Source organism: Corynebacterium ureicelerivorans (genome assembly GCF_000747315.1).
GTDB lineage: Bacteria > Actinomycetota > Actinomycetes > Mycobacteriales > Mycobacteriaceae > Corynebacterium > Corynebacterium mucifaciens.
This window is the reverse complement of sequence record NZ_CP009215.1, coordinates 1,434,464-1,460,261: the sequence shown is the minus strand read 5'-3', so window position 1 is coordinate 1,460,261 and position 25,798 is coordinate 1,434,464. Positions and strand designations below refer to the sequence as shown.

Genomic DNA, 25,798 nt, shown 5'->3' with positions numbered 1-25,798 from the left:
CGGCCCCGGTGTCAGCACTGAAGCTAGCCCAAAACTGCGAGAATGATGTGAGTTGTCGTCAGAAACATTCACAATCCGAATGGAACACGACTCAGGAGTGAATCCGGGGTAAACACCCGGTTAATCCACCTGCCTCCACGAGCGCATTTCCGTTGCAGCAGGAGAAACTGCTGTTAACCTTGCGTCACCCCCCGATATGGGGAAGGCTAGAAGCCTTTGAACTCCAGGTCGAGACCGAGAATCGCGTTTTCCGTCACCTCGGCCAAGGACGGGTGGATCCAGTACTGGGACCGGGGGAACTCCCTGAGGTCGAGGCCGTAGGCCATCACCGTGATCATCTGCTGGATCAGAGTGGAGGCTTGGGGGCCCATGTAGTGGGCGCCCAGCAAGGCGCCGGTGGAGCGGTCCGCTACCAGCTTGACTACACCGGTGGAGTCCTCGAGGCCCCAGCCGTAGGCGACGTCGCCGTAGTTCTGCACCTTCACCGTGACGTCGTAACCGGCGTCCACCGCCTGGTCTTCGGTCATGCCCACCGTGGCGATTTGCGGGTGGGTGAAAATCGCTGACGGTACGTGGTCGTGCGGCAGGGGTACAAGCGAGGTTTCGTCGCCGCCGTTCCACGCGGTTAGAACGTTGTGGGTGACGGCGCGCTGCTCCGCGTTTGCCACGTGCTTGAGCTGGTACGGCGACGACAGGTCGCCGAGAGACCAGACCCCGTCCGCAGTGGTGCGCCCGTGCTCGTCGACAGCGACGCGGCCGTCAGCGTGCGTCTCAATGCCGCCGGCGCGGACGTTCAAAGTGTCGCTGTTTGGCACGCGACCTGTGGCGATGAGGAGGGCTTCGGAGGTGACCACGGTGCCGTCGTCAAGGGTTAACGCAACGCCCCCATCCGTCTCGGCAGCGTCCGTGATGGTGCGGCCGATGTGGGTGGTGTAGCGCTCGGCGGCAATCGCGTTGAATGGCTCCGCGATGTCTTTATCCAGCTTGCGCAGCAGCTGCGAGCGGCTGATCACGGTCACGTCGGTGCCCAGCGCGTCAAAGACGTGCGCAAACTCCATGGCGATGAAGCCGCCGCCGACGATGGTCAGCGACTTCGGCTGGTGCTCGAGCCTCATGATGTCCTCGTTGGTGTGGAACGGCACGCTGTGCGCCCACTCGGGGATGAAGGGCCGGGCGCCCGCGGCAAGGATGATCGTATCGGCGGTGATGAGCTCTTCCTCGTCGCCACGGCCCGTCTTCAAAATCTTCGGCGCGACAAACGACGCCTCCATGTCGTAGACGGTCACGTTCGGGCAACCGTTGCGGCGGTAGTCCTCGCCGCCCTTCGAGATGAGGTCGATGCGCCTGTCAAAGACACGCTCCACAATCGCCGGCCAGTCGGCGCCCTTGAACTCGAGGTCCACGCCGAGCTTTCCCGCCTCGCGCGCCGCAAACGCGTGCTCCGCGGCGAGCACGTACATCTTGGTGGGGATGCAGCCCACGTTCAGGCACGTCCCGCCGAACGCCCCTTTTTCCACCATCGCGACCTTCTTGTCGTCGAAGTCCGGGGTGAGGATGGAGTTACCCGAACCCGCCCCCACGATGATCACGTCGTACTGCGTTGCTTCCTGTGTCGCGTCCGTCACGTCGGGCATGGAATCATCCTCCAAAAGAATTGCGGGTTAGTTGCGGCCTGCGGTGGCTACTGCGTGAAGTTGTGGCCGTCGAGCCACGCGAACACCAACTTAAACGCGGCCTCGCGGGCAAAACGCTCGGAGAGGAACACGTCGTGGCGGGCGCCGTCGACGACCTCTACCTCAGCATCTTTGGCCAGTGTCGGTGCCCAGCGTTGAATCTGGTCCACATCGAGCACCGTGTCCGCCGTATCGGCTGCGGGCGAATAGTCCTCGCCGAGGTAGGAGTGGGAAGACCGCAGCGTCAACGTGGGCACACCGGTATCAACGTTTCCAGCGTGGATCTGTTCCTGGCCCTTGATCACCGCGCGGATCCATCCGAGGTACTTGCGGTGGCCGTCAATGGGCTTCCACGCAGTGTTGAAGACCCACTCGCCGTGCTCGTCCTTGTGGATGGACCGGCCGTACGTGCCCTCCCCGCCGTGCGGCAACGGCAGCGACGGAAACACCGCGCCGAGCGTGTTCAGCACGGGCTTCAACACCGCGACTTGCCACGACGGGAACTGCAGGTCCAGCCAAGGGCTATTTAGAATTATGCCCGCGAGCTTGGCGTGCTCCTCCGGCTCCTCGCGGCGCAGGTGGTCCGCCCACAGCGGCACGATTAACCCGCCGGTGGAGTGGGCCAGCACCACCACCGATCCGTGCTCCCGGGCCAGGATATTCAGCGCCTGCGTCAGTTCCGGGAAGTAGCGGCGCATGCTCAACGTAAAGTGCGGACGCTCGCCCTGGCGCAATGCGCGCCCGCACCTGCGCAAATCCAGCGCGTAAAACGGGTAGCCGTGCGCGGCGAACTCGTCCGCAACGTGGGTGTGGAAGAAATAGTCGGACATGCCGTGGACCCACAGCACCGCCGGCTTTCGCGTGGAGCTTTCCGACGCGCGCACGTCCCGCACCAGCACCGCCTCCACACGAGTGCCGCTGTCGGGGTCTTTACCCTGGGGCAGCACGGCCTGTTCAAAGCCGCTGCCGAGGACGTCTGGTTGCCAGTTCAGTTCGATCTCGCGGTCAGTCATGTCGCCGATGATACTGACAGCTACGGGGACAACCTGTGGCCGTCGTCAAGCCGTTGCACCCTTGTGAGCAAGGGGACGTAATATGGTCACCACTCCCAAACGTTCAAACCCTCAAAGGATGACTACGTATGTCTGACAACGGTGGTAAAAAGTACGCGGACGAGGTTGACATCCTGCACGTCGGCGCCGGCATCATGAGCGCCACGCTGTCCTCGATGCTGCACGAGCTGGAGCCGGACTGGTCCCAGATGGTCTTCGAGCGCCTCGACGGCCCGGCGGGAGAGTCCTCCTTCCCGTTCAACAACGCGGGCACCGGCCACTCGGCCCTGTGCGAGCTGAACTACACGCCGGAAAAGAACGGCCGCATCGACGTGTCCAAAGCGATGGCGATTAACGAGAAGTTCCAGCTCTCCCGCCAGTTCTGGTCCTACCAGGTGGAAAATGGCGTGCTCACGGAGCCGCGCGCCTTTATCAACCCCGTCCCGCACGTCTCGTTCGCGCAGGGCGAAGACCAGATCAAGTACCTGCGTAAGCGCTACGACAAGCTCTCCGAGAACCACATGTTCCCCGACATGCAGTTCACGGACGACCGCGACACCTTCGCCGAGAAGCTGCCGCTGATGTCCAAGGGACGCGACTTTGACGCGGAGCCGGTGGCGATCTCCTGGACCAACGTTGGTACCGACATCAACTACGGTTCCCTCACCGAGCAGTTCCTGGACGCGGCGAAGAAGAACGGCACGGAGATCCGCTACGGGCGCGAGGTGACCAACATCAAGCGCGAGGGCAACTTCTGGAAGGTCACCGTCAAAAACGTCCACACCGGCGACAAGCAGATTGTGCGCGCCCGGTTCGTGTTCGTCGGCGCCGGCGGCTACGCCCTCGACCTGCTGCGCAAGGCCGGCGTGCCGGAGGTCCACGGCTACGCGGGCTTCCCCATCTCCGGTATGTGGCTGAAGACCACCAACCAGGAGTTGGTGCAGCAGCACAAGGCGAAGGTCTACGGCAAGGCGAAGGTCGGCGCGCCACCGATGTCCGTGCCGCACCTGGATCTGCGCGTGGTCGACGGTGAGGAGTCTCTGCTGTTTGGCCCGTACGGCGGCTGGAGCCCGAAGTTCCTCAAGAAAGGCTCTTACCTGGATCTGTTCAAGTCCATCCGTCTGGACAACATCCCGTCCTACCTGGGCGTTGGCGCCACCAACATCGGCCTAGTGAAGTACCTGGTGGAGGAAATCTTCCGCGACTTCGACGGCAAGGTGGACATGCTGCACGAGTACTACCCGGACGCAGACGGCAAGGACTGGCAGGTTGAGGTCGCCGGCCAGCGCGTGCAGGTGATCAAGCCAGCCGCGTTCCCGCGCTTCGGCACCCTCGAGTTCGGCACCGCCCTGGTCAACGACCAGAACGGCACCATCGCCGGCGTACTCGGCGCCTCCCCGGGCGCTTCCATCACCCCGGCCGCGATGATCGAGCTGCTGGAGCGCTGCTTCGGCGAGCACATGATCGACTGGGCGGACAAGCTGCACGAGATGTTCCCGACGTACGGTAAGTCCCTCAAGCGCGACAAAGAGGCCTACGACGAGCAGTGGGCGTGGACCCAGAAAACCCTGGGTCTCGACACCGACGAAAACACACTGTAGCGCTCGTTTGTCGCTCTACAGGGTCGTGCGGCGGCCCTACGTCCCGCAGAAGGTGACGTAGGGCAGCTGCCCCTCAGGCCGGGCCATCCATTCGGGCCCGGCCTTTTCGTTGTATGGGTCGCTCACCGCGGCGAGCAGCTCGTGGTACCTGGTGTAGTCGCCGTGCAGCTCCGCGGCGTCGATCGCGTCCTGCAGCATCTGGTTGCGAGGGATGAAGATGGGGCCCGGTTCGCCGTTGATGCCGTGCTCGCGGTTGTAGGTGGTGATGTCTGCAGCCGCGTTGAGGCCCTCGTGGTCGTCGCCGATCCAGCGCTGCCAGGCGGTGTCCCATTCCGCTTGAACTGTTTTGACGTACTCGTCCACCGTGTCCGCCCCGAGCAGGGGGTAGAGCGCCTCGGCCAGGCGCGCCATGTTCCACGCGATGATGTTGGGCTGGTTGCCAAAGGCGTAGCGCCCTTGGCGGTCGATGGACGAGAAGCTCGCGGACCCGTCGAAGCGTTCGGTGAAGGCGCAGGGGCCGTAGTCGATCGTCTCGCCCGAGAGCGCGACGTTGTCGGTGTTCATCACGCCGTGGACAAACCCGAGGCGCATCCAGTGGGCCACCAAATCGAACTGGCGGCGGGTGACCGTGCGGAGCATGTCTTCGGCGTCGTTAAACCCGGAGGCCTCCACGACCTTCTGCGTGAGGGCTTCGGATTGCGTCGCGGCGTATTGCACCGACCCGACGCGCAGGTGGCTTGCGGCGACACGGACCACGATGCCCCCGGGAACCGCTCCGTTTTGGCGGATCACGGTGCCGCCGGTGGCAAGCACCGCAAGCGAGCGCGTGGTGGGCACACCGACTGCGTGCATGAACGACGAGACCAGGTGCTCGCGCAGCATCGGCCCAATGGCGCCAACGCCGTCGGTACCCGGGCGAGAAAAGGCGGTCAGCCCGGAGCCCTTGAGCTGGATTTCGCGGCCGGCGATGTCGCCCAGCAGGAGGGCGCGGCCATCGCCCAGCAGCGGCACGAACTGGCCGAACTGGTGCGCAGCGTACGCCATGGCGTGGCCGCCGTAGCCACCGGAGAGGAACTTCAGGCCGTCGTCAGACTTCAGCCATGCGACATCGAGTCCGAGCTCCTGGGCGAGCGGCTCGTTCAGCGCAACAAGCTGCGGATTCTCAAACTGGGTGCCCGGCTCCTCGTGCGCGAGTTCCGGGAGTGCGTCGGCGAGCGTGTGGGCGAGCTGGGGTCGTTGCATAGCTCCACCCTAAACTGAATGGCTATGACTACAGGCCACATCACTCTTGTCGGCGGCGGCCCTGGCGCGTGGGACCTGCTCACCATCCGCGGCCTGCGCGCGCTGCAGGCTGCCGACGTGATCCTCGCCGACCACCTGGGCCCCGCAGCGGAGTTGGGCGATTTTCTGGACCTGACCGGCAAGGAAGTTGTCGACGTAGCAAAGCTGCCGTACGCGAAACAGGTCGCGCAGGAGCGCATCAACGAGATGATGGTCGACTATGCGCGGCAGGGCAAGCACGTGGTGCGGCTCAAGGGCGGCGACCCGTACGTGTTCGGCCGGGGCTTTGAGGAGCTGCAGGCGTGCGCGGCAGCCGGGCTGGAATGTTCGGTGGTGCCGGGTGTGACCTCCGCGGTGTCGGTGCCGGCGGCGGCCGGGGTGCCGGTGACCCAGCGAGGCGTGACCCACGCGTTCACGGTTGCGTCCGGCCACCTGCCGCCGGGACACGAGAAGTCGCTGGTGGATTGGGGTGCGCTGGCCCGCGCGGGCGGGACCATCGTGGTGGTGATGGGCGTGCGTAACGTGCGCGCGATCGCGGAGGCGCTGGTGGAGGCCGGCCTCGACGCAGCGACACCCGCCGCCGTGATCCAGGAGGGCGAGACCAACGCGCAACGTGTCTTTTTCGCCACCGCAGGGACGCTCGCCGACGTGATGGAGGCCGAAGGCGTCGGGTCGCCCGCCGTGTACGTCTTTGGGGAGGTCGCGGGTCTTGCGCACGCTGGATAGCTTGATCTGGGATGTCGCGTTCGGTGGGGCTGCGTCAGCCGGGTCTGCCGGTCCCACAAACCCCGAGAAGCAAACCCAGAGAATGGCCGAAAATGGCGGGTTTTCAGGGTCTGGTTCTCGGGGTTTGGAGGCCAAGCTGCCGGAGACTGTGCTGATCTGCCACGACCCGACCATGGACCTCACCCGCGCTGCCGTGGCGAAGGGCGCGCCGGTGGTCTTCCTCGACTCGGACTATTTGCGCAGCCAGGAAGCCCTAGCGCTCGGGGCCGAGGTAACCGGAGACGTGCGCCTCGACGAGTACCTGGCCGGCGCGTCCGGCTCTGCGGTCGCGGTCGGGGAGATTCCGAAGTCGCTGGCGCGGCTCAACTACCTGGCGCGATCCATTGCAGGCGCGGGTTACCACGACGTGCGCGTCGTGCTCGGCGCGAACAACAAGCACCTTTCACGCGGTATGAACGCGGTGCTGGCGAGGTCGTTCACGGATGTCGGTGCCTCGCTCGGCCGCGGCAAGTTCCGGTGCCTGGTCGCCTCTGGCCCACGGGAGGTGAGCTACGAGCCAACGCTTGGCGACGGCCTGGTCGCCGTCGGCGGTGTCTTCTCCGGCGCGAAGCCGGACCGGGGTGGGGAGCTATTGCGGTCGTGCCTGCCCGCCGAGTGCGGCCGCCTGCTGGACCTAGGGTGCGGCAATGGTTCAGTCACCCGGGGGTTGGGCGGGTTGGCAACGGACGCGGATGCCGACGCGGTGCTCTCCGCCCGCGCCATCGGGTTGGAGGCGACGTGGGACGACGCCGGCTCGCGCTGGCCGGACGCGTCCTTTGACACCATCGCGCTCAACCCGCCGTTCCACGACGGCACCACCGTTGACGCCACGTTGGTGCAGCATCTGCTCGACGCCTCCGTGCGCCTGCTTGCCCCCGGCGGTTCGCTGTATCTGGTACACAATTCGCACCTGCGTTACCGCGGTGAGGTGGAGCGCCGGTTCGGTCCTGTGGAGCAGGTCGCGCGGGACACGACGTTTACGGTGCTCCGGGCAATCCGTTAGCCCAAGAGGGCGGGGAGGGCGCCTGCGGCGGTGCCTTCGATGACGATGTCCGCCAAGTGCGACAAGTCCGTGCGCATCGGCGTGACCTCGATGATGGGGATTTCGCGCGCGTGCGCTATGAGCGGCAGCCCGGCGGCGGGGTAGACCACCCCGGACGTACCCACGATCACCAGTGCGTCTGCGGTGCGCATACGCCGCTCCGCCTCCTTCCACTCCGCTTCTGGCAGGGCTTCGCCGAACCAGACCACGCCGGGGCGCACGCGCCCGCCGCAGACCGGGCAGGCTGGGGGAGTGATCGCAGCCACGGGTTCTGTGGGCAGGCTGATGGGCTGGGCGAAGTGCTCGTCGCAAAGCGAGCAGCGAAAGTCGAACAGCGAGCCGTGCAGGTGGACGACGTCCTTGCTGCCAGCGCGTTCGTGGAGATTGTCAATGTTCTGCGTGGTCACCGTCGTCTTCGGTGAATTTGCAACGGCGATGTGGCCCGCGTTCGGTTCCGCCTGCTGCGCGAGGTGAGCGCGCCAAAGATACCAGGCGAACATGGTGTCCGGATCGTCGTGCCACGCGTCAATGGTTGCCATATCCTGCGGGTCCACGTTTTCCCACAGGCCGGTCTGCGCGTCGCGGTAGGTGGCGATGCCGCTGTCGGCACTCATGCCTGCGCCGGTGAAGACCTCGATGTGGGAGGCGTCCGCGAGAAGGGCGCGGGCGGTGTCGATAGTAGGTATAGGCCGGGGTGTCATGGTGCCGACGGTACCTTGGCGGCGGTTGCTGGTGCGCTATCCAATCTGCACTTTTGTGGAGCAGTCGATCTTGGCGTAACGGCGGCCGTTTTTATCCACGTTGCTGAGGGCGTAGTTGCCTCCGTACGCACGACAGCCGGTGTAGTTATCCACCGCGGGCGCGGAAGGAGCACTGGGGGCGTACTGGCCCGATGCGGGTGACGATGGTGTTTGCTCCTGCCGGTGGATCCGTTCTTGACGCTGCTGTTCCTCACGCTGGCGCTCCTCTTCCGCGAGTCGCTGACGCTCCTCCTCAAGCTCCCGAATGCGGGCTTCTGTTTCGTCGAGCTGCGCGGAGGCGTCCCGAACCTGCTCCTCCGTCTCATCAAGCAGATGAGTGAGTTCGGTCTCGTAGAAAAGATCGCGCTGGTGCACTTCGTCGCTTAGCTGTTCGCGTAGGCGGTTGATGGTTTGAAGGCGCTTCCGGGCAACGTGTATCGATGCGTCGTCGTCCAAATCGGCTTCGCCCAGCGCCTGACTCTCCTGGACAAGAGCGTCAATCGTGTCTTGCACGTCGCTGTCCGCTGCGAAACAGCCCGGGGCCGCGCCAAAGATTCCGTGCCCTGCATCTCGGGGTTCGCTTTCCGCATCAAGGATCCGTTGGTAGAAACGGGAGTTCGGCTCGACCAACATTGCGCGGCCGAGGCCCTCGCGTGCCAGTTGCTCGTTGACAAACTGGTCATCCCGGAACACCCCGGCGAGGGTTCTGCCGTATTTGTCCAGACGCTCTTGGTCGTATTCGAGATGGATTTTCGTTCCAGGCGGCACGAGTTCTTCCAAACGCTGTTTCGCTTCTTCCGCGAAGCACTCGCTCGGGTTCCCGGCTCGGCCAATCTCTGGAGTGTCGATGTTCAGCAGCCGGATCCGGACCGTTTCCCGTTTGATCGACGCGTCCAACGTGTCACCGTCGATGATGCGCTCGACCGTTGCGCTCTCATCGCCATTCGAGACGAGGTGGGCACCGCCCCAGAGGAGCGCTACCGCGCCGAGTATCGCTGTAAGCTTCTTCACCCGCTCAATATATTATGCGCCGCTAATTAATCCGCTGAGGGCGGCCGCGGTCGAGGAGGTACTGGCCCAGGTACGGCTGAGCGAATTCGATGAGGCCCCACCCGGCAGGGGTGATCAAGTCGCGTTCAATCAGGCGGGCGCGAATGTCGGACAGCGACGTTGCTGGGCGGCCGAGGGCCTCTGCCAATGCAGACGATGCGATCTCATACGAGCCGGTCTCGTTCTCGATCTCGGCCATCGCACGCAGGTACTCCATCTGCCGCGCCGGGACATCCCTAAGCGCCGGCTGGAGGACCTGGACGCCGAGGCGTTCAAGCGTGCGCGGTATCGCGGCGGACACTGCATGGGCGTCGATGCTGTCCACCCCGAGCTCGTCGGCGGCCTCCCACGACAAAAAGCCGAGCAGCTGCACGAGGTAGGGGTAGCCCTTGCTGAGCTCGGCCGCCCGCTTCGCGTCGCTGAACAACCTCCCGCCGTCGCGCGCCGTGTCTGCAAGCGCAGCGTGCGCGTCCTCCAGCGTGAGTGGGCCGAGTTCGTAGTGGCGGGCGCGTCGGAGAAACGTCGCGCCGGGCAGGTCGAGTAGCGTGTTGATCCCGTGGGTCAGTCCGGCCATCGCCACCGCAACCGGGAGATCATCACGCACCAGGTCCTGGTACGCCACGGCGACCTGGGTGAGGTCTTCCGGTGAGGCGTCCTGCACCTCGTCGATGGTGATGAGCACCCCGGTGCCGCGGAGGTGGGAGATGAGCTCCCGGAGCTGGGTGGTCAGTCTGGGCGCCGGGTCATGCGACTCCACCTCGGTGCGCACCGAGCCGATGCCTGCGACAGACACCCCGGTGATCTGGCGCCGCTGCGGCGGGGACAGCCGGTTGATCGCTTCGGGGATTGCCGACTGGATAAGTGATTCTGCGATCTGTTCCCGCGCCGACGCGCGCAGCACGATCCAGCCGTGTCGTGCTGCGATATCTTCGAGCTCCGTGAGCAGCACCGTCTTGCCGATGCCCCTGGACCCCGAGATGAGAATCGACCGGTCCGGATTCCCCGCGGAACCTAAGATGGCGCGCTCGAAGTCGGTGAGCACCGTCGCGCGGCCGGCCCAGACAAGGGGACTCGCGCCGAACGTCGGGCGGAAGGGATTGTTCATACTGGTCAGCATAACGCAACCGATAAACCGATAAATTCGATCCGGCCGATAAACCGATAAATTGCGGGCCGCGACGGCTTAGCCCCCGCTACATCACGAAAGTAAGCACGATGCACACGACGGGGGTCGCAACCACGCCGAGGATCATCCGGCGTAAGTAGCGCTTGCCCGGCGCGTGCGCGGTGTTCACCGCGATCTTTCCCGGATTCGACGGCAGCACCGCCGCTACCATCGGATCGTTCGGCGCCGAATACGTACCCATGCCGCCCTGGTAGCGCAGTTGCTGATTGCGGGCCTGTTCCTCTGCGTCCGGTTCGATACCGTCCTTCTCGGAGGTCAGTCGCACCGCAATCACGACCGCGTAGACGATAAAGCAGACCCACAGCGCGGCTTCTAGCCAGAATGGCAGGCTCACGTCGGGTACCACCATGGCAATGTTCATCACCGCGAACAGTGCGGCCAGCGCGAGGATGATTTTGGAGACTAGGTCTGCGGAGGCGTCGCAAAGCTTCTCGACGCGCCGGGCCGCCGTCTCCGAATACGGCAGCGCGTCCTCCGCCGGGACGTCGACGGTGCGTCGGGCAAACGCCCGCGGCGGCAGCAACAGCGGCATCACCGCAGAGACGACGATGCCGATGATGATCGCCGCAGTCGTGCTGAGCAGCGTCTTCGACGCGAACCCGTCAGCCTCGCCGGTGGGGCCGATGTGCACCGGCACTGGGTCCGGGATTGCGTCCCAGCGCAGCAAGATGTAGGCGAACCCTGCGGCGTAGATCAGTGCGGCCACAGCGTAGCGACGGTAGTGGGCGGGCATAACGCTCAGGCTACACACGCATCGTGAGCAGCGCGCCGTTGACAGCAACGTCGAAGCCGGCGGCGGAAGCGATCTCGGCAACATCCTCGGCCGACGCTGCGGCATGCGGCGCAAGCGCGCGGGCCAACTCGCCCTTGTACTGCTTGTTAAAGTGGCTGACCACCTTGCCGGTGTCTGCCTGCTCCACGCGCACCGTCAGCGCTCCCGGAACCGGCCCGAGCTGCTTGTAGGCCCCGGAGCGCATGTCCACCACGAAGTCCTGCTGGGCGAGCACATCGCTTACCGCTGTGCCCCACCACGCCCTCATGGTTTTCCCACCCACCTTGGATCCGCCGGAGACGCGGTAGCGCGGAATCATGTCGCCCGCGCGCACCAACCCGAACAACGCCGAGCCCACGGCCAGGCGGGACAAGGCCTCATCAGCCAAGGTTGACGGGTCAAGCGCGTCGTAGAGCACCCCGGTGTACCGCCGGATCGCGGGCATCACCGGCGCCGCGCGCAGCGCGAGGTTCTCTTCGGCTTCGGCGCGTTTGCCAGCGGGGATTTTCAGCTCGGACATTTGGGCGTCCACGTCGGTGGCCGTGAGGGCGTCGAGAAGCGACGTGCGCACCGGGTCAAGCGACGGAAACGACAGCGCCATCGGCGCCTCGACGCCGCCGGGTGCCTTGGTCTCTGAAGGCGGGAGCACGATCAGCATGCGCAAAACCCTAGCGGTAAGCTTTCCAACCATGATTACACGCCTGTCCACGCTGTTCCTGCGCACGCTGCGCGAAGATCCCGCCGACGCTGAGGTGCCCAGCCACAAGCTGCTAGTGCGCGCCGGCTACGTGCGCCGCGCCGCGCCTGGCGTGTACTCCTGGCTGCCGCTGGGCCTGCGCGCCCTGCGCAAGATCGAGGGTGTAGTGCGCGAGGAGATGGACGCAATGGGCGGCCAGGAACTCCTCTTCCCGGCGCTGCTGCCGCGCGAGCCCTACGAGGCCACCAACCGCTGGACCGAGTACGGCGACGACCTGTTCCGGCTGAAGGACCGCAAGGGCGCGGACATGCTGCTCGGCCCCACGCACGAGGAGATGTTCACCACCGCGGTGAAGGACCTCTACTCCTCCTATAAGGACTTCCCGGTCACGCTGTACCAGATTCAGACGAAGTACCGCGACGAGGCGCGCCCCCGCGCCGGCATCCTACGCGGGCGCGAGTTTGTGATGAAGGACAGCTACTCCTTCGACATGACGGACGAGGGCCTGGAGCAGTCATACGCCAAGCACCGAGCCGCGTACCAGCGCATCTTCGACCGCGTGGGTCTGCGCTACGAGATCTGCAAGGCTACGTCCGGCGCCATGGGCGGCTCGGCGTCCGAGGAGTTTCTGGCGTACTCCGACAACGGCGAGGACACCTTCGTCATCTCCACCGCGGGCGATTACGCGGCCAACGTTGAGGCTGTGACTACGGTTGCGCCCGAGCCGCGCTCTTTCGATGGCCTGCCCGAGGCGGTCGAGCACGACACGCCGTCCTCCGAGACCATCGCCGCGCTCGTGGAGTGGGCGCAGGGCGCCGGCGTGCTTGTCGACGGCCGCTCCGCCGAAGCTGCCGACACCCTCAAATGCATGATGGTGAAGGTCGACGACTCGCGTGAGGTCGACGAGGACGGTCAGCCGGTAGGCCCGCAGCTTGTCGGCGTGCTCATCCCGGGCGACCGCGAGCTGGACGAGAAGCGGCTCGAGGCGTCGCTGGAGCCCGCGACGTTCGAGCTCGCCTCCGAGGAAGACTTTGCCAAGAACGACTTCTTGGTCAAGGGCTACGTCGGCCCGCGCGCCCTGCTGGCAAACGGCGTGCGCGTGCTGGCGGACCCGCGCGTGGTGGAGGGCACCTCCTGGATCACCGGCGCCGACGCCCCGCAGCGGCACGTGGTGGGCTTAGTGGCGGGCCGCGACTTCACCGTTGACGGCTACGTCGAAGCTGCGGAGATCAAGGAGGGCGACCCGTCCCCGTCCGGCAACGGCACCGTGGAACTCGCCCGCGGCATCGAACTGGGCCACATTTTCCAGCTCGGCCGCAAGTACACCGAGGCCATGGACGTGCAGATCCTGGATGAGAACGGCAAGCGCGCCGTGCCCACCATGGGTTCCTACGGCATCGGCATCTCCCGCATGCTCGCGGTGGTGGCCGAGCAGCGCCACGACGACAAAGGCTTGGTCTGGCCGGTCGAGATCGCGCCGTACCAGGTGCACGTGGCGGTGGCGAACAAGGACGCCGCAGCACTTGAGGCGGGCGACCGCATCGCGGCGGAGCTTTCCGACGCCGGCCTCGAAGTGCTGTTCGACGACCGCCCCAAGGTGTCACCGGGTGTGAAGTTCAAGGATGCCGAACTGCTCGGCATGCCGTTTATCGTCATCCTCGGCCGTTCTTTCGCCGACGGCGTGGTGGAGCTGCGTATCCGCGGCGGCGAGACGCTGGAGGTTCCGGCCGACGAGATCGTGGCCAAGGTCCAAGAGCTCGTCGCTGAGCGCCTCGGCTAGTTCCGGGGCGCGGGGGCGCCCAACCCACTGCCCAAACCTCGTTAGTTGCACCTCGTTAGACGCCGGAATACCGCGAGTAACGAGGTGCAACTAACGAGGTTTGCCGTTTGCGGCGTCCGCGGCCTGCTGCCACCGGCCTAGACCCGCTGGGCGTGTGCGGCCAACCGGATGGCGTCCGCGCGCCACGTCGCTGAATCGGCGTGGGCGGCGGCGTAGCGCCACTGCTTAACAAGGTCGCTCTGCATGGTTGTGATCAGCTGGGCGGCCTCCTCTGCGTTTGCGGGTTCGTGGTAGCCCTCGGCGAACGCATAGCCAGCGGCGGGAACCAAAGCCTCGCCGTCGGTGGCATCCAGCACGCGGGTGAGCGCAGCGGTGCGCTCGTGGGAGGCATCGCGCAACACGGCGACGCGTTCACGCAGGTCGCCGTCCGCGTAGGCGAGCGCAAGGCCAAGCCCGTAGTACGCAGCGTTTTCCCGCGCGAGCATGTCACGGGCCGCTTGCGCGTCTGCGGCGTCAGCCACAATGTCGGTGATCGGGTCCAGGTCGACGGGGGAAAGCGTGAGTGCGTCGATAGCCTGGGCGACGATGAGGTCCACGGACTCACTCGGCACCTTGTCAGCAGCGGTGACGGTGTGCTCGAGCAGCGCGGAGGCATTACCGGTGGCGGGCAGGTCGGTGTCACCGTAGCCGACGTCGCACGAGGCGGGCGTCTCCCCCTGCGCGTCCAGGCCACAAAGCCTGCGCGCCTCGTTCTTCAGCTCCTCGCTCTGCTTCTTGCGCATCTCGTGCCATTGCTCCCGAGAGGGGTCTCCGAAAACCCAGTCTGCGGAGGCCTGCTTCGCCAGCGCCATGATCTCGCCGTTAGCGCGCGGACCAACAACGTCCATAACCGTGCAGCTGGACAGCACGAGCGCGGCGGCCGGCAACAGGAGGAGTTTCTTCACCCGCTGCACGTTACACGCTAGGTTTGTCGGCATGGCTTTTCCCACAAACGAGGCACTTGAGCGCTTGGTCGAACCGGTGGCGAACACCCACGGCATGGATGTCGAGGCAATCCGCACGGTGAAAGCTGGCAAGAAGTCGCAGGTGGTGATCGCGCTTGACTCGGACACGCACCCGACGCTCGATGAGCTTGAAGCGGTGTCCAACGAGCTTTCCCAGCTTTTCGACGACGCCGAGGAACGCGGCGAGGTGAACTTCGGCGCGGGCTACACCCTGGAACTGACCACGCCGGGCGTTGATCTGCCGCTGACGGCTGCGCGCCACTTCCGCCGCAACCGCGGGCGCAAAGTGAAGGTGGGCGATCAGCTGTGGCGCCTCGGCCCGTTGAACGCGGACGAGACGCAGGTGGCGCTGGTGCGGGCGACGAAGAAGGACGAAGAGATTCGTATTTCGTCGGTTTCTGAATTGTCCGGCGCAGTGGTAGAAATTGAGTTCAACGCGCCGCTGGCAGCAGAAACGCTGCTGGCGGACCGTGCATTTGAAGATCTTGAGGCCGCTGCGACGGCAGGGAAGGAAAACAAGTGAATATCGACTTGAACGCGCTGAAGGCGATCGAGGAACAGCAAGGCATCCCCATGGACGACCTCCTGGGCACCATTGCGAACGCGCTGCTGTTTTCCTACCGCGAGTTCAAGGAGGGGGAAGCAGACGAGGCTGCTAAGGCCCGCGTAGACATTGATACCGAGACCGGCAACGTCGCGGTCATCGTCAGCGAACTGAACGCCGACGGTGAGGTCATCTCCGAGTATGACGACACCCCGGTGAACTTCTCCCGCATCGGCTCGGTGGCGGTGCGCGACGCGATCAAGGGCCGTCTGCGCCAGGCCGAGGCCGGCCGCGTGTACGACGAGTACGCCGGCTTCGAGGGCAAGGTTGTCTCCGGCATCGTGCAGCGCGACGCCCAGGCGGAGTCCCGCGGCCTGAACATTGTCCAGCTCGGCACCGAGGCGGATCCGCAGGACGGCATTTTGCTGCCCGCGGAGAAAATCCCGGGGGAGCGTCTGAAGCACGGCGACCGCATCAAGGCCTACGTGGTCGGCGTGAACAAGGGGGATAAGCGTGTGCAGGTGAACCTGTCGCGCACTCACCCGGAGCTGGTGCGCGGCCTGTTCGCGCTCGAGGTGCCTGAGGTGGCGGACGGCTCGGTGGAGATCGTGGGCATTGCCCGCGAGGCTGGCCACCGTTCCAAGGTGGCGGTGCGCGCGACGGTGAAGGGTGTGAATGCGAAGGGCGCATGCATTGGCCCGCGCGGTGCCCGCGTCACCAACATCATGCAAGAGCTCGGCGGGGAGAAAATTGACATCATCGATTGGGACGAGGATCCGGCGAAATACGTAGGCAACTCGCTTGCACCGTCGAAGGTAGTAAGCGTGGAGGTGCTCGACCGCGAAGCCCAAGCGGCCAGGGTGACTGTGCCGGACTACCAGCTGTCCCTGGCTATCGGTAAAGAGGGCCAGAATGCGCGGCTGGCCGCCCGCTTGACGGGCTGGAAGATCGATATTCGCTCCGACGCCGACGCAGCACAGTAGCGCTCGAGTCGTATTCGCTGGAATACACAACGGAATCACACCGTTGTAACCATCAAACCCGCTGGAAATATAGATCCGGCGGGTTTTGGCGTAGAGTGTTCTACGGCTTTTGTGTCCGCACACTTTAGGTGCGGCGACCGAGTGAGCAGATGAAGGAAGGGATCGCGGATGGGCGTTGCGCGTAAGCAGCCGATTCGCACCCGCACCTGTATCGCCACCCGTACCGCGCAGCCGGATACCCAGCTGCTGCGGGTCGTCGCCGACCCGGAGGTGCCGGGGCGGATCCTCGCGGACCCGGGAAGGAAACTTCCTGGCCGTGGCGCGTGGATCATGCCCTCGCTGGACGCAGTCGAGCTGGCGGAACACCGTCGTGCCTTCGGGCGCGCGCTCCGTCTGTCCACCGCGGTGGACCTAGGTCATGTACGTACGTACCTTGCGTCGTCGCAAAGCAACTGCGGCGAGGTGAACGACCCAGACGAACAAGGAAAGACTGAACACTGATGAGTACGCAACGATGAAGCAGCATCAGCGATGAATGTCACTGACCACGTCTAGGGGCAGGTAGCCGAAGGGCACCGCTCCTAGCACCAACCAAGAGGAGATACGTGTCCGGAAAGCTACGCGTTCACGAGTTGGCCAAGCAGCTCGGCGTAACAAGTAAGGAACTGCTCGCCACGCTTAAGGAGCAGGGCGAGTTTGTGAAGACGGCGTCGTCCACGATCGAGCCGCCCGTCGTGAAGAAGATGAAGGCCCACTACGCCAAGCAGAATGGTGGTGGGGACGCGGCTGACCAGAACAAGGAAGAAGCCGCGCCGAAGAAGCCGCCGCTGAAGAAGCCCGGTCAGAACCGTGCGAAGCCCGCCGCGCCGAAGCCGGCTGGCGCCCCGAAGCCGGGCGCGCCAAAGCCTGCAGCTGCGAAGCCGGCGGCTGCGAAGCCTGCAGCACAGCCCGCCGCAGCTCAGTCGGCTCCGAAGCCGGGCGCGCCGAAGCCGGGTGCGCCAAAGCCTGCTGCACCGAAGCCTGCTGCAAAGCCGGCGGCTGCGAAGCCTGCAGCTCCAAAGCCGTCCGGTGCACCGAAGCCGGGCGCGCCGAAGCCTGCGGCACCGAAGCCGGCTGCGAAGAACGACGGCCCGACGCCTGGCGCAATGCCGCGCCCGGTAGCTAAGCCGGGGCGTCCGCGCGTGGCCAACAACCCGTTCTCCTCCAACGCCGGTGGCGGGCAGCGTCCGCCGCGTCCGGGTGGTGGACGTCCGGGCCAGGGCCAGGGTCGCCCGGGGCCGGGCCAGGGTGGTCCGCGTCCGGGTGGCGCACGCCAGGGCGGTGGCTCCCGTCCGTCTCCGGCTGATATGGCTGCTGGGCCTTCGCCGAAGCAGATGCCGTCGAAGGCGGCAACTGGCGGTCGCGGTCGCGGCGGCCAGGGCGGTGGCCGTGGACGTGGCGGCCAGGGTGGTCCGAACCGGGGCGGCTTCGGCGGCCCGGGTGGCGGTTTCCGCGGACGCGGCGGCCGTCGTGGCGGCACCGCTGGTGCTTTCGGGCGCCCGGGTGGTGCGCCGGGTAAGCGCCGCAAGTCCAAGGGCCAGAAGAGGGCCGAGTACGAAGAGATGCACAAGCCGAACGTCATTGGTGGCGTTCGTCTGCCTGACGGCGGCGGCAAGACCGTTCGTCTGCGTCAGGGTGCGACCCTGTCTGACTTGGCTGAGAAGATCAATGCCGAGGCATCGTCGCTCGTACAGGCGCTGTTCAACCTCGGTGAGATGGTGACCGCGACGCAGTCCGTTTCCGAGGAGACGCTGCAGCTGCTGGGCGCCGAGATCAACTACGAGGTGCAGATCGTCTCGCCTGAGGACGAGGACCGCGAGCTGCTCGAGTCCTTCGACCTGCAGTTCGGCGAGGACGAGGGCGGCGAAGAGGCGCTGGAGCAGCGCCCGCCGGTGGTCTCCGTCATGGGCCACGTCGACCACGGTAAGACCCGTTTGCTGGACTCCATCCGGCACTCGAACGTGGGCCGCGGCGAGGCCGGCGGCATCACCCAGGGTATCGGCGCGTACCAGACCGAGGTCACCTTGGAGGACGAGCCCCGCAAGATCACGTTCCTGGATACTCCGGGCCACGAGGCGTTTACCGCCATGCGTGCCCGCGGTGCGAAGTCGACGGACCTGGCAATCCTCGTGGTGGCCGCGGACGACGGCGTGATGCCGCAGACAGTCGAGGCGATCAACCACGCCAAGGCGGCGGATCTGCCCATCGTGGTCGCGGTGAACAAGGTGGATAAGCCCGAGGCTCAGCCGGACAAGATCCGCGGCCAGCTCACTGAGTACGGCCTGGTTCCGGAGGAGTATGGCGGCGACACCATGTTCATCGACATCTCGGCGAAGCAGGGCACGGGCATCGACGACCTCCTCGAGGCCGTCTTGCTCACCGCAGATGCTGCGCTCGAGCTGACGGCGAACCCGGACATGGACGCACAAGGTGTGGCCATCGAGTCCCACCTGGACCGCGGCCGCGGTCCGGTGTCCACCGTCATCGTGCAGCGCGGTACGCTGCGTGTCGGCGATTCCATCGTGGTCGGCGGCAACTTCGGCCGCGTCCGCCGCATGGTCGACGAGTGGGGCAACGACGTGGAAGAGGCGGGTCCGTCCCGTCCGGTGCAGGTTCAAGGCCTCAACGGTGTCCCCGGCCCGGGCGACAACCTGCTCGTGGTCGAGGACGACCGCGTCGCACGCCAGATTGCCGCGCAGCGCGACGCGCGCCACCGTGCGGCGATGCAGGCGCGCAGCAAGAAGCGTGTGTCCCTGGAGAACCTGGATCAGGCCCTCAAGGAGCGCAGCCAGCTCAACCTCATCCTCAAGGGCGACAACGCGGGTTCCGTGGAAGCCCTGGAGGAGGCCCTGCTCAAGATCGAGATCGACGACGAGGTCGAGGTCAACATCATCGACCGCGGTGTCGGTGCCGTGACTCAGACCAACGTCACCCTCGCGGCGGCGTCGGACGCCATCATCATCGGCTTCAACGTCCGCGCTGACGGCAAGGCCACCGAGGAAGCGAACGCCGAGGGCGTGGAAATCCGCTACTACTCGGTGATCTACCAGGCCATCGAGGACGTGGAGAACGCGCTCAAGGGCATGCTCAAGCCCATCTACGAAGAGCGCGATCTGGGCGAGGCGGAGATCCGCCAGATCTTCAAGGCCTCCGCTGTCGGCCTCATCGCCGGTTGCATGGTCACCGAGGGCAAGGTCAAGCGCGGCGTCAAGCTGCGCCTGGTCCGCGACGGCAACGTCATCACGCCGGACGCGACCATCGAGTCGCTGCGACGCGAGAAGGACGACGCCAACGAGGTGGCCAAGGGCTACGAGTGCGGCATGGTGCTGTCCTACCCGGATATCCAGGTGGGCGACCTCATCCAGACCTACGAGATGGTCGAGGTGCCGCGCGACTAGCGCCTGCACGCTTGAGGCAGTAAGCGGACCCCCGTCCGGCGCATGGTTGCGCTGGGCGGGGGTTACACTATTGAAAGTTTTGGACAAAGGAGTTGAGTATGGCTGAGAACCCCCGCGCGCAGCGTCTGGCCAAGCAAATTCAGACGATTGTCGCATCCGCCATCGAGCGCGAGATCAAGGATCCGCGCCTAGAGCTTGTCACCGTCACCGACGCCCGCGTCACTGGGGATCTCCACGACGCCACCGTGTACTACACGGTGCGCGGCCGCGACATCCACGACGAGCCGGACTACGACCAGGCGGCGGTCTCGCTGAACCGCGCCCGCGGCCAGATCCGCAAGATCGTCGGTGATCAGCTCAGCGTGCGGTTCACGCCAACCATCTCGTTCGAGCGCGACACCGTCCCGGAGTCCTCCGCCCACATGGAGGAGCTCCTGAACCGGGCCCGCGCGCGCGACGAAGAGCTGGCCAAGCTGCGCGCGAACGCGAAGCCGGCGGGGGAGAGCAACCCCTACAAGCACACGGGCGACGATGCCTAGGCCCCCGAGGTATCTCCCGGAGGCGGCGGCGCAGTTCGAAGCCGTCGCCTCCCGTGTGCGCCGTGCTGCCAAGGTCTCGGTGGTCGCGCACATCAAACCGGATGCGGACGCGGTCGGTTCCGCATGCGCGCTGGCCGCGGGCTTGCGGAAACTGGGTACGGACGCGCAGGTCTACATCGGCCAGCCGCTGCCACACTCGTCGAATATGCGCACCATCCCGGGCGTGGACGAGATCCTCTACGATCAGCCGCTGCCAGCGGACGGGCTAGTGGTTACCGTCGATTGCGCCTCTGCGGACCGCACGGGGTCGCACATGCCCGCGATCCTGAGCGAGCCGTCCCGGGTGGTGGTCATCGACCACCACAACACCAACCCAGGGTTCGGCGGGACAAACCTGATCGTGGAAAGCGAGTCCACCACCGTCATGGTGCGTGAGTTGCTGGGTTACCTCGGCGCGGAGCTCGACCAGGACATCGCCTACGGCCTGTACGCGGGCCTGGTCACGGATACCGGCAGCTTCCGCTGGGGCACGCCGCGCATGCACGAGCTGGCGGCAGAGCTGATGCAATTCAGCCTAAACACCCGCCAGATTGCGATGGACCTCATGGACACGATGGGGCCAGTGGATTTGCAGTTGATGGGGGCCGTTCTTTCCAAAACCCAGATCGTTCCCACGAAAGGGTTCTCGCTGGCGGTGCTGACCATCCCGGCCGGCATACATTCCCGGATGAGCCAGACAGCGGTGGAGGCGATTATCGATTACGCCCGCTCGCTCGAGGGCACGGACGTGGGCGTCGTGCTGAAAGAGGAGGCCCCGAAATTCTGGGCGGTGTCCCTGCGCTCCACCGTGGTGGATGTCTCCGCTGTCGCGCAGCGCCTCGGCGGAGGCGGGCACCGGGCGGCAGCGGGCTACTCCGCCGCCGGCAGCCGCGACGCGGTCATCCGCGAGCTTATCGACGCCTTCCCGGAGCACCCCTCGGCCCATGACTAAACCGCGCTCTAGAGCCGGCCGCTCCGTCGGCCGCGACATTCTCCTGCTCGCGTTGCCGGCGCTGGGTGTGCTGGCCGCCAATCCGCTCTACCTGCTGCTGGATACGGCCATTGTCGGGCGCCTCGGCACTGCGCAACTCGCCGCCCTGGCGGCAGGTGCGGCAATCCAGTCCACGGTGACTACCCAGCTGACGTTCCTGTCGTACGGCACAACCGCCCGCAGCTCCAGGTTTTACGGGGCGGGGCAACGCGACAAGGCGGTGGCGGAGGGTGTCCAGTCCACGTGGGTGGCTTTGGGCGTCGGCACGCTGCTGGCCCTCGTTGTAGGGGTGTTCGCCCAACCGCTCGCGCAGGCGCTGGCCGGGGATTACGACACGAGTGCCCGGGCCGCGCAATGGATGCGCGTGGCAGCCTTGGCTGTGCCGATGACGCTGGTGATCATGGCGGGAAATGGGTGGCTGCGAGGGGTGCAAAATACCCGTTTGCCGTTCTACCTCACCCTCTGCGGGCTCGTCCCAGGCGCCGCGTTGCTGCCGGTTCTCGTGGGGCGCTTTGGGCTGGTGGGGTCGGCGGTGTCCAACGTCATCGGCATGGGGATAACGTCGCTGTTGTTTGTCGTGGTGCTTGCCCGCGAGCACCGCAGCTACGGCGGGAGCTGGGCGCCGCGGTGGGATGTGATCAAACAGCAGCTTGTGCTGGGGCGGGATCTGATCTTGCGGTCGCTGTCGTTCCAGGTGTCGTTGCTCACCGCAGCGTCCGTGGCGGGGCGTTTCGGCGTGGTGGCGCTGGCCGCGCATCAGCTCATGCTGCAGCTCTGGAATTTCCTCACCCTCGTGCTGGACTCGCTCGCTATCGCGGCGCAGACGCTCACGGGTGCCGCACTCGGCCGCGGGGGCGCGGCGCAGGCCCGGGCGGTGGGGCTGCAGGCGCTGCGGTACTCGATGATTTTTGCTGTAGTGTTGTCCAGCGTGTTCGCGGTCTTTGGTGCCCAGATTCAAGGGCTGTTCACCTCGGACCCGGAGGTCATGGATACGCTGCGGGTGCCCTGGATCCTGCTCATCGCCATGATCGTTGCGGGTGGGGCGGTCTTCGCGCTCGATGGGGTGCTACTCGGCGCTTCGGATGCGGCGTTTCTGCGTAACCTCACGCTGTTTTCGCTGCTAGCCGTTGCACTGCCGATCATTGTGGCCTCCGGCATCTTCGGATGGGGGCTGACCGGTATCTGGGTCGGGCAACTCGCCCAGGTTGTTGTCCGGCTGGTTGGTGTGGTGTGGCGCTTTAGGTCCATGCGGTGGGCCGTGTCTGGTGCCGATGGTAGGAATGAGGAATGACCACCACGCTTTGGGCCGTCAGCGACCTGCACGCGGCGGTGAAACGCAACGCCGCGCAGATTGACGCCATCCGGCCCACTGACCCGTCGGACTGGCTTATCGTCGCCGGCGATGTGGCCGAGCGCCCCGAGTTGGTCGTGCAGGTAATGCGGGAGCTTTCGGACAGGTTCGACACCGTGATCTGGGTGCCGGGCAATCACGAATTGTTTTGCCGCTCTGCGGACCGGCACCGGGGCCGTGACAGGTACACGATGTTGGTCCAAGCCATGCGCTCCATCGGCGTGATCACGCCCGAAGACCGTTACCCGGTATTCAGCGGGGTGACAATTTGCCCGCTGTTTACCCTCTATGATTACTCGTTTCGCGCCCGCGACCTCACCGTCGACGAAGCACTAGCGGCCGCCCACAAGAACAATGTGGTGATGACGGACGAAATGGCCATCGCTCCCTTCGTGGATATACGCGCGTGGTGTTGGGACCGGCTCGCCTACACCACGAAGCGACTTTCCCGCATTACCGGCCCCACGATCCTGATCAATCACTGGCCGCTGGTGCAGGAGCCGGTGCAACAGATGCGGTGGTCCGACATCGCGCTGTGGTGCGGCACGCGGCACACGCGGACGTGGCCGCAGCGATACGGCGCGCAGGCCGTCGTCTACGGGCACCTGCACATGCCGGGGGTGACAACGGTGGACGGCGTTCCGCACATTGAAGCCTCGTTAGGCTACCCGCGCGAGTGGGAGCGTTACCCGTCCGCCCGGCCGTTCCCGTACCCAGTTATGGAGGTAGAGCAGTGATGCAAGACATTGCCCTCTTCCCCCCTGAAGCCCGGTGCGTCTTCTACCTCACCGGCAACGCCGGACGCGCAGTGGACCTCACCCGGTACGAGCACCTGCACCCCGCGGAGCGCGACGTGGTCGGCTCGGCCGTGGACGTGCGTAAGGGCGAGTTCGGCGACGCCCGCTGGTGCGCCCACCAGGCCCTGCGGGAGCTTGGTCTAAAGTCCGCCGGCGCTATCCTGCGCGGGGAGCGGGGGATGCCCCTGTGGCCTCGCGGGTACACGGGCTCGCTCACGCACACCGACGGGCTGCGCGCGGCCGTGGCAGCCTCCACCCGCCACGTGCGATCCCTGGGCCTCGACGCCGAGCCGGCCGAGCCACTGCCCGAGGGGGTGCTGCGCTCCATCGCGAGCGAGACCGAAGCCGCAATGGTGCGCCAGATGCAGGTGGACGGCTACAGCTGGGCGGATCGCCTCTTGTTTTGCGCCAAGGAGGCCACATACAAGTGCTGGTATCCCATGACGCGGCGGTGGCTGGGCTTTGACGAGGCCGAGATTGAGCTGCGTCCCGACGGCACGTTCATCTCCCAGCTCTTGGCGCGCCCGTCCCCAGTGCCGGTGTTTGAGGGGCGGTGGGTGCACCGCCACGGCTATGTGGTCGCATCCACCTACGTGCGCTAACCGCTGGATGCTTACTCCAGGGTGCTTACTCCTCGGGTACTGCATGGACGGGCGGGACTGCGGACATTTAGTTGGACCACTTTGGGGCGGGAAGGCCTTGAATGGGTTACAAGTTCAGCAATGAGTTTCGCCGTGAGGCGGTTGAGTTATACGAGTCCGGGTTAAGCGCTGCGGCGGTGTTCGACCGGCTTGAGGCTGCGCATGGGGTGCGGCCATCGCGTGCGACACTGACGCTGTGGGTTGCGGCGCATCGTCACGGGGTGGACCAGGATCTGGTCGATGACGCGGAGCGTGTCAGGGAGTGTGCTGCGGAGGTGATTGGCCGCGTTGTCGCGTCGCGCGTTGTGCTGGGGGCAACGATTTCGAAAGTCGCCGCGGAATACGGGTGCGGCACAACCGCTGTGAGTCGGTGGGTAGACAGTTTCGGCCCAAAAACGCCGTTGGATCCGTCTGTGTCGTTCAATGATGTTGTTTTGGCGACAATGGAACGCGTGAACGAGCATCGCAAGAATATCCGCGAGCAAAACGCGGCCCGCCAGCAGGCTGCCCAGGCGCCCAAGTTGCGCCCGGTTGATGAATGGTTACCCGGTTCAACACCGGATGTGAACAATCTGCCGGATGATCCAGCAGCCCTCAAACGCATCATCGCAGCTCAGGTGGAGCGTGACATGGTAAAAGACGCGTTGTTACAGGCGGCGTTTGAACAGCGGGCAGGTGGTGAGGCGGGAAAAGACCTCGCCCCGGCGGGGCAGCCGGATCTGACGGTGAGAACAGCCGCGGTTGAGATCCTCGTGCACGCCGGTGGGGTTTCAGTGCGTAAGGCGTGCCGGTTAGTCGGACTGAGCAAGTCGACGTTTTTCGACCGTCGTGACCAATTGCGGCGCCACGCGCTGCGGCAGAAGCGCCGTGCAGAGCTCGCTCGTGAGATCACCGACATTGTGGAAGCCTCTGGATGTAGCTACGGCTATAGGCGGGTCCATCACGCGCTGGCCAAGCGCGGAATCGTAGTGTCAGAAAAGGTAGTAAACGCCCTGATGGGCGAATGCGGGCTGCGCCCGAAGGGCAAGAGGATAAGAAGGCATTCTTCCTATGCGGGCGAAAATGAGCACAAGCCAGAAAACTTGCTGCTTATCGATCCTGATGCTCAACCCGAGCAGGTGATGTACCCGGACGGGGTGTCAACATATTTCAAAACCAACGCGCTCGCGTTTGACCTGCACCACGACTTCTATGCAGATAAGCCGTGGCAGAAACTCGGCACTGATGTCACCGAGGTCAACTGCGTAGACGGAAAGCTATTTATAAGCCCTGTCGTGGACTTCTACGACGGCTACATCCCTGTGGTGGCTATGTCACCCACCCCGGACACGGGGCTTGTGATGGACATGATGGACCAACTCAAAGCGCACCTGCCTGAAGGTGCGCGCCCGATCATCCACTCCGACCGGGGCATGTTGTATCGCACCCACCGTTGGGTAGAGACCATCACCGACTCCAGCCACGACACCACAACGTGCCGGCTATGCGAAACGGGACAGTTCTGCCCCAACAAATGGCTGCTTATACCGTCATTGTCGCGCAAAGGAACAAGTGGGGATAACGCGAGAGTGGAGGGTTTTTTCGGCACTATGAAGCAGGAATGCATCTACGGACGCCCAGAAACCGAACTGATGACAAGAGCAGAAATGATCCGATACATTAACCGCTACGTCGATTTCTACAACCACGAACGGTTGAAGTCGACGCTGACCGAAGGATATACAACCATCGCCCAGTACCGACAGGCACTGAGCGTATAAAAGCCCCCAGTGGTCCAAGAAATAGTCAGCACCCCCGGCAGACGCTCCCACCCGGGAAATAAGCACCCTGGGG

General features: G+C 65.2%; 23 protein-coding genes. 14 read left to right on the top strand and 9 right to left on the bottom strand.

Translation table 11 applies throughout. The features are described 5' to 3' along the window. Positions 1 to 206: 206 nt before the first annotated feature. Both mtr and CUREI_RS07245 read right to left on the bottom strand, forming a co-directional pair. Positions 207 to 1,634, bottom strand: coding sequence for a mycothione reductase (gene mtr, locus CUREI_RS07250; RefSeq protein ID WP_051952264.1), 1,428 nt, complete (start codon positions 1,632 to 1,634; stop codon positions 207 to 209). A gap of 47 nt (positions 1,635 to 1,681) precedes the next feature. Beyond that, positions 1,682 to 2,686: an alpha/beta hydrolase gene (locus CUREI_RS07245; RefSeq protein WP_038612136.1), complete on the bottom strand. Its 1,005-nt coding sequence runs from the start codon at positions 2,684 to 2,686 to the stop codon at positions 1,682 to 1,684. Between the two features lie 128 nt (positions 2,687 to 2,814). Here CUREI_RS07245 and mqo point away from each other — a divergent pair, with 128 nt between their 5' ends. After that, entirely contained in the window at positions 2,815 to 4,326 is a 1,512-nt protein-coding gene (gene mqo, locus CUREI_RS07240) for a malate dehydrogenase (quinone) (RefSeq protein WP_038612133.1), read from the top strand. 36 nt (positions 4,327 to 4,362) lie between these two features. Here mqo and CUREI_RS07235 read toward each other — a convergent pair whose 3' ends face one another. Further along, positions 4,363 to 5,568 carry a protein adenylyltransferase SelO family protein gene (locus CUREI_RS07235; RefSeq protein WP_038612130.1) on the bottom strand — a complete coding sequence of 402 codons (1,206 nt, stop codon included), beginning with the start codon at positions 5,566 to 5,568 and terminating at the stop codon, positions 4,363 to 4,365. Positions 5,569 to 5,592: 24 nt separating this feature from the next. On the opposite strand from CUREI_RS07235, the gene cobA reads away from it, so the two are divergent. Then, entirely contained in the window at positions 5,593 to 6,333 is a 741-nt protein-coding gene (cobA, locus tag CUREI_RS07230) for a uroporphyrinogen-III C-methyltransferase (protein ID WP_051952263.1), read from the top strand. A 124-nt stretch (positions 6,334 to 6,457) separates the two neighbouring features. Next, on the top strand, positions 6,458 to 7,375 hold the full coding sequence (locus CUREI_RS07225) for a class I SAM-dependent methyltransferase (RefSeq protein WP_038614184.1): 918 nt from the start codon (positions 6,458 to 6,460) through the stop codon (positions 7,373 to 7,375). Here the strand turns inward: CUREI_RS07225 and CUREI_RS07220 are convergent. The 5 genes from CUREI_RS07220 to CUREI_RS07200 all read right to left on the bottom strand — a co-directional run bounded on the left by CUREI_RS07220 (position 7,372) and on the right by CUREI_RS07200 (position 11,820). After that, positions 7,372 to 8,115 (bottom strand): NAD-dependent deacylase, encoded by a 744-nt coding sequence (locus CUREI_RS07220; protein WP_038612127.1) that lies wholly within the window; start codon positions 8,113 to 8,115, stop codon positions 7,372 to 7,374. The genes CUREI_RS07225 and CUREI_RS07220 overlap by 4 nt on opposite strands. A 36-nt stretch (positions 8,116 to 8,151) precedes the next feature. Then, complete coding sequence (locus CUREI_RS07215) at positions 8,152 to 9,165, bottom strand: thermonuclease family protein (RefSeq protein WP_051952261.1); 1,014 nt, start codon at positions 9,163 to 9,165, stop codon at positions 8,152 to 8,154. Between the two features lie 22 nt (positions 9,166 to 9,187). Beyond that, positions 9,188 to 10,309 (bottom strand): ATP-binding protein, encoded by a 1,122-nt coding sequence (locus CUREI_RS07210; protein ID WP_038612121.1) that lies wholly within the window; start codon positions 10,307 to 10,309, stop codon positions 9,188 to 9,190. An 88-nt stretch (positions 10,310 to 10,397) separates the two neighbouring features. Beyond that, a complete protein-coding gene (locus tag CUREI_RS07205; protein WP_038612119.1) occupies positions 10,398 to 11,123 on the bottom strand; it encodes a DUF1648 domain-containing protein in 726 nt (241 codons plus the stop codon). A gap of 10 nt (positions 11,124 to 11,133) precedes the next feature. After that, positions 11,134 to 11,820, bottom strand: coding sequence for a YaaA family protein (locus tag CUREI_RS07200; protein ID WP_038612116.1), 687 nt, complete (start codon positions 11,818 to 11,820; stop codon positions 11,134 to 11,136). 31 nt (positions 11,821 to 11,851) lie between these two features. Here CUREI_RS07200 and CUREI_RS07195 point away from each other — a divergent pair, with 31 nt between their 5' ends. Further along, positions 11,852 to 13,639 (top strand): proline--tRNA ligase, encoded by a 1,788-nt coding sequence (locus CUREI_RS07195; protein ID WP_038612113.1) that lies wholly within the window; start codon positions 11,852 to 11,854, stop codon positions 13,637 to 13,639. Positions 13,640 to 13,776: 137 nt separating this feature from the next. Here the strand turns inward: CUREI_RS07195 and CUREI_RS07190 are convergent, their stop codons facing one another. After that, positions 13,777 to 14,583 carry a DUF4439 domain-containing protein gene (locus tag CUREI_RS07190; protein WP_236627172.1) on the bottom strand — a complete coding sequence of 269 codons (807 nt, stop codon included), beginning with the start codon at positions 14,581 to 14,583 and terminating at the stop codon, positions 13,777 to 13,779. Positions 14,584 to 14,614: 31 nt separating this feature from the next. Between CUREI_RS07190 and rimP the strand changes: the two genes are divergently transcribed. The 10 genes from rimP to CUREI_RS07140 all read left to right on the top strand — a co-directional run bounded on the left by rimP (position 14,615) and on the right by CUREI_RS07140 (position 25,725). After that, on the top strand, positions 14,615 to 15,166 hold the full coding sequence (gene rimP, locus CUREI_RS07185; RefSeq protein ID WP_038612110.1) for a ribosome maturation factor RimP: 552 nt from the start codon (positions 14,615 to 14,617) through the stop codon (positions 15,164 to 15,166). Then, a complete protein-coding gene (gene nusA, locus CUREI_RS07180) occupies positions 15,163 to 16,170 on the top strand; it encodes a transcription termination factor NusA (RefSeq protein WP_038612107.1) in 1,008 nt (335 codons plus the stop codon). Before rimP ends, nusA begins: the two co-directional genes overlap by 4 nt. 168 nt (positions 16,171 to 16,338) lie before the next feature. Next, a complete protein-coding gene (locus tag CUREI_RS07175) occupies positions 16,339 to 16,671 on the top strand; it encodes a YlxR family protein (protein ID WP_038612104.1) in 333 nt (110 codons plus the stop codon). 104 nt (positions 16,672 to 16,775) lie between these two features. After that, a complete protein-coding gene (gene infB / locus CUREI_RS07170; RefSeq protein ID WP_038612101.1) occupies positions 16,776 to 19,607 on the top strand; it encodes a translation initiation factor IF-2 in 2,832 nt (943 codons plus the stop codon). 98 nt (positions 19,608 to 19,705) lie between these two features. Next, positions 19,706 to 20,146: a 30S ribosome-binding factor RbfA gene (gene rbfA / locus CUREI_RS07165; RefSeq protein WP_038612098.1), complete on the top strand. Its 441-nt coding sequence runs from the start codon at positions 19,706 to 19,708 to the stop codon at positions 20,144 to 20,146. Further along, on the top strand, positions 20,139 to 21,137 hold the full coding sequence (locus tag CUREI_RS07160; RefSeq protein WP_051952260.1) for a DHH family phosphoesterase: 999 nt from the start codon (positions 20,139 to 20,141) through the stop codon (positions 21,135 to 21,137). Before rbfA ends, CUREI_RS07160 begins: the two co-directional genes overlap by 8 nt. After that, positions 21,130 to 22,467: an MATE family efflux transporter gene (locus CUREI_RS07155; protein ID WP_038612092.1), complete on the top strand. Its 1,338-nt coding sequence runs from the start codon at positions 21,130 to 21,132 to the stop codon at positions 22,465 to 22,467. Before CUREI_RS07160 ends, CUREI_RS07155 begins: the two co-directional genes overlap by 8 nt. Continuing rightward, the gene (locus CUREI_RS07150) at positions 22,464 to 23,264 is read left to right on the top strand and encodes a metallophosphoesterase family protein (RefSeq protein ID WP_038612089.1); all 801 of its coding nucleotides are present in this window, start codon (positions 22,464 to 22,466) and stop codon (positions 23,262 to 23,264) included. The genes CUREI_RS07155 and CUREI_RS07150 overlap by 4 nt, the downstream gene beginning before the upstream one ends. Beyond that, positions 23,264 to 23,926 carry a 4'-phosphopantetheinyl transferase family protein gene (locus CUREI_RS07145; protein ID WP_038612086.1) on the top strand — a complete coding sequence of 221 codons (663 nt, stop codon included), beginning with the start codon at positions 23,264 to 23,266 and terminating at the stop codon, positions 23,924 to 23,926. The genes CUREI_RS07150 and CUREI_RS07145 overlap by 1 nt, the downstream gene beginning before the upstream one ends. Before the next feature lie 101 nt (positions 23,927 to 24,027). Continuing rightward, a complete protein-coding gene (locus CUREI_RS07140) occupies positions 24,028 to 25,725 on the top strand; it encodes an IS3 family transposase (protein WP_038609853.1) in 1,698 nt (565 codons plus the stop codon). Positions 25,726 to 25,798 lie beyond the last annotated feature (73 nt).

Excerpts from the sequence above, each read along its gene's own strand:
- CUREI_RS07210 (WP_038612121.1), bottom strand. The coding sequence starts at position 10,309 with ATGAACAATCCCTTCCGCCCGACGTTCGGCGCGAGTCCCCTTGTCTGG.
- CUREI_RS07175 (WP_038612104.1), top strand. The coding sequence starts at position 16,339 with ATGGGCGTTGCGCGTAAGCAGCCGATTCGCACCCGCACCTGTATCGCC.
- CUREI_RS07200 (WP_038612116.1), bottom strand. The coding sequence starts at position 11,820 with ATGCTGATCGTGCTCCCGCCTTCAGAGACCAAGGCACCCGGCGGCGTC.
- cobA (WP_051952263.1), top strand. The coding sequence starts at position 5,593 with ATGACTACAGGCCACATCACTCTTGTCGGCGGCGGCCCTGGCGCGTGG.
- rbfA (WP_038612098.1), top strand. The coding sequence starts at position 19,706 with ATGGCTGAGAACCCCCGCGCGCAGCGTCTGGCCAAGCAAATTCAGACG.
- CUREI_RS07140 (WP_038609853.1), top strand. The coding sequence starts at position 24,028 with ATGGGTTACAAGTTCAGCAATGAGTTTCGCCGTGAGGCGGTTGAGTTA.
- CUREI_RS07245 (WP_038612136.1), bottom strand. The coding sequence starts at position 2,686 with ATGACTGACCGCGAGATCGAACTGAACTGGCAACCAGACGTCCTCGGC.
- mtr (WP_051952264.1), bottom strand. The coding sequence starts at position 1,634 with ATGCCCGACGTGACGGACGCGACACAGGAAGCAACGCAGTACGACGTG.
- CUREI_RS07145 (WP_038612086.1), top strand. The coding sequence starts at position 23,264 with ATGCAAGACATTGCCCTCTTCCCCCCTGAAGCCCGGTGCGTCTTCTAC.
- CUREI_RS07195 (WP_038612113.1), top strand. The coding sequence starts at position 11,852 with ATGATTACACGCCTGTCCACGCTGTTCCTGCGCACGCTGCGCGAAGAT.
- CUREI_RS07205 (WP_038612119.1), bottom strand. The coding sequence starts at position 11,123 with ATGCCCGCCCACTACCGTCGCTACGCTGTGGCCGCACTGATCTACGCC.
- CUREI_RS07235 (WP_038612130.1), bottom strand. The coding sequence starts at position 5,568 with ATGCAACGACCCCAGCTCGCCCACACGCTCGCCGACGCACTCCCGGAA.
- CUREI_RS07220 (WP_038612127.1), bottom strand. The coding sequence starts at position 8,115 with ATGACACCCCGGCCTATACCTACTATCGACACCGCCCGCGCCCTTCTC.
- rimP (WP_038612110.1), top strand. The coding sequence starts at position 14,615 with ATGGCTTTTCCCACAAACGAGGCACTTGAGCGCTTGGTCGAACCGGTG.
- CUREI_RS07150 (WP_038612089.1), top strand. The coding sequence starts at position 22,464 with ATGACCACCACGCTTTGGGCCGTCAGCGACCTGCACGCGGCGGTGAAA.
- mqo (WP_038612133.1), top strand. The coding sequence starts at position 2,815 with ATGTCTGACAACGGTGGTAAAAAGTACGCGGACGAGGTTGACATCCTG.
- CUREI_RS07155 (WP_038612092.1), top strand. The coding sequence starts at position 21,130 with ATGACTAAACCGCGCTCTAGAGCCGGCCGCTCCGTCGGCCGCGACATT.
- CUREI_RS07160 (WP_051952260.1), top strand. The coding sequence starts at position 20,139 with ATGCCTAGGCCCCCGAGGTATCTCCCGGAGGCGGCGGCGCAGTTCGAA.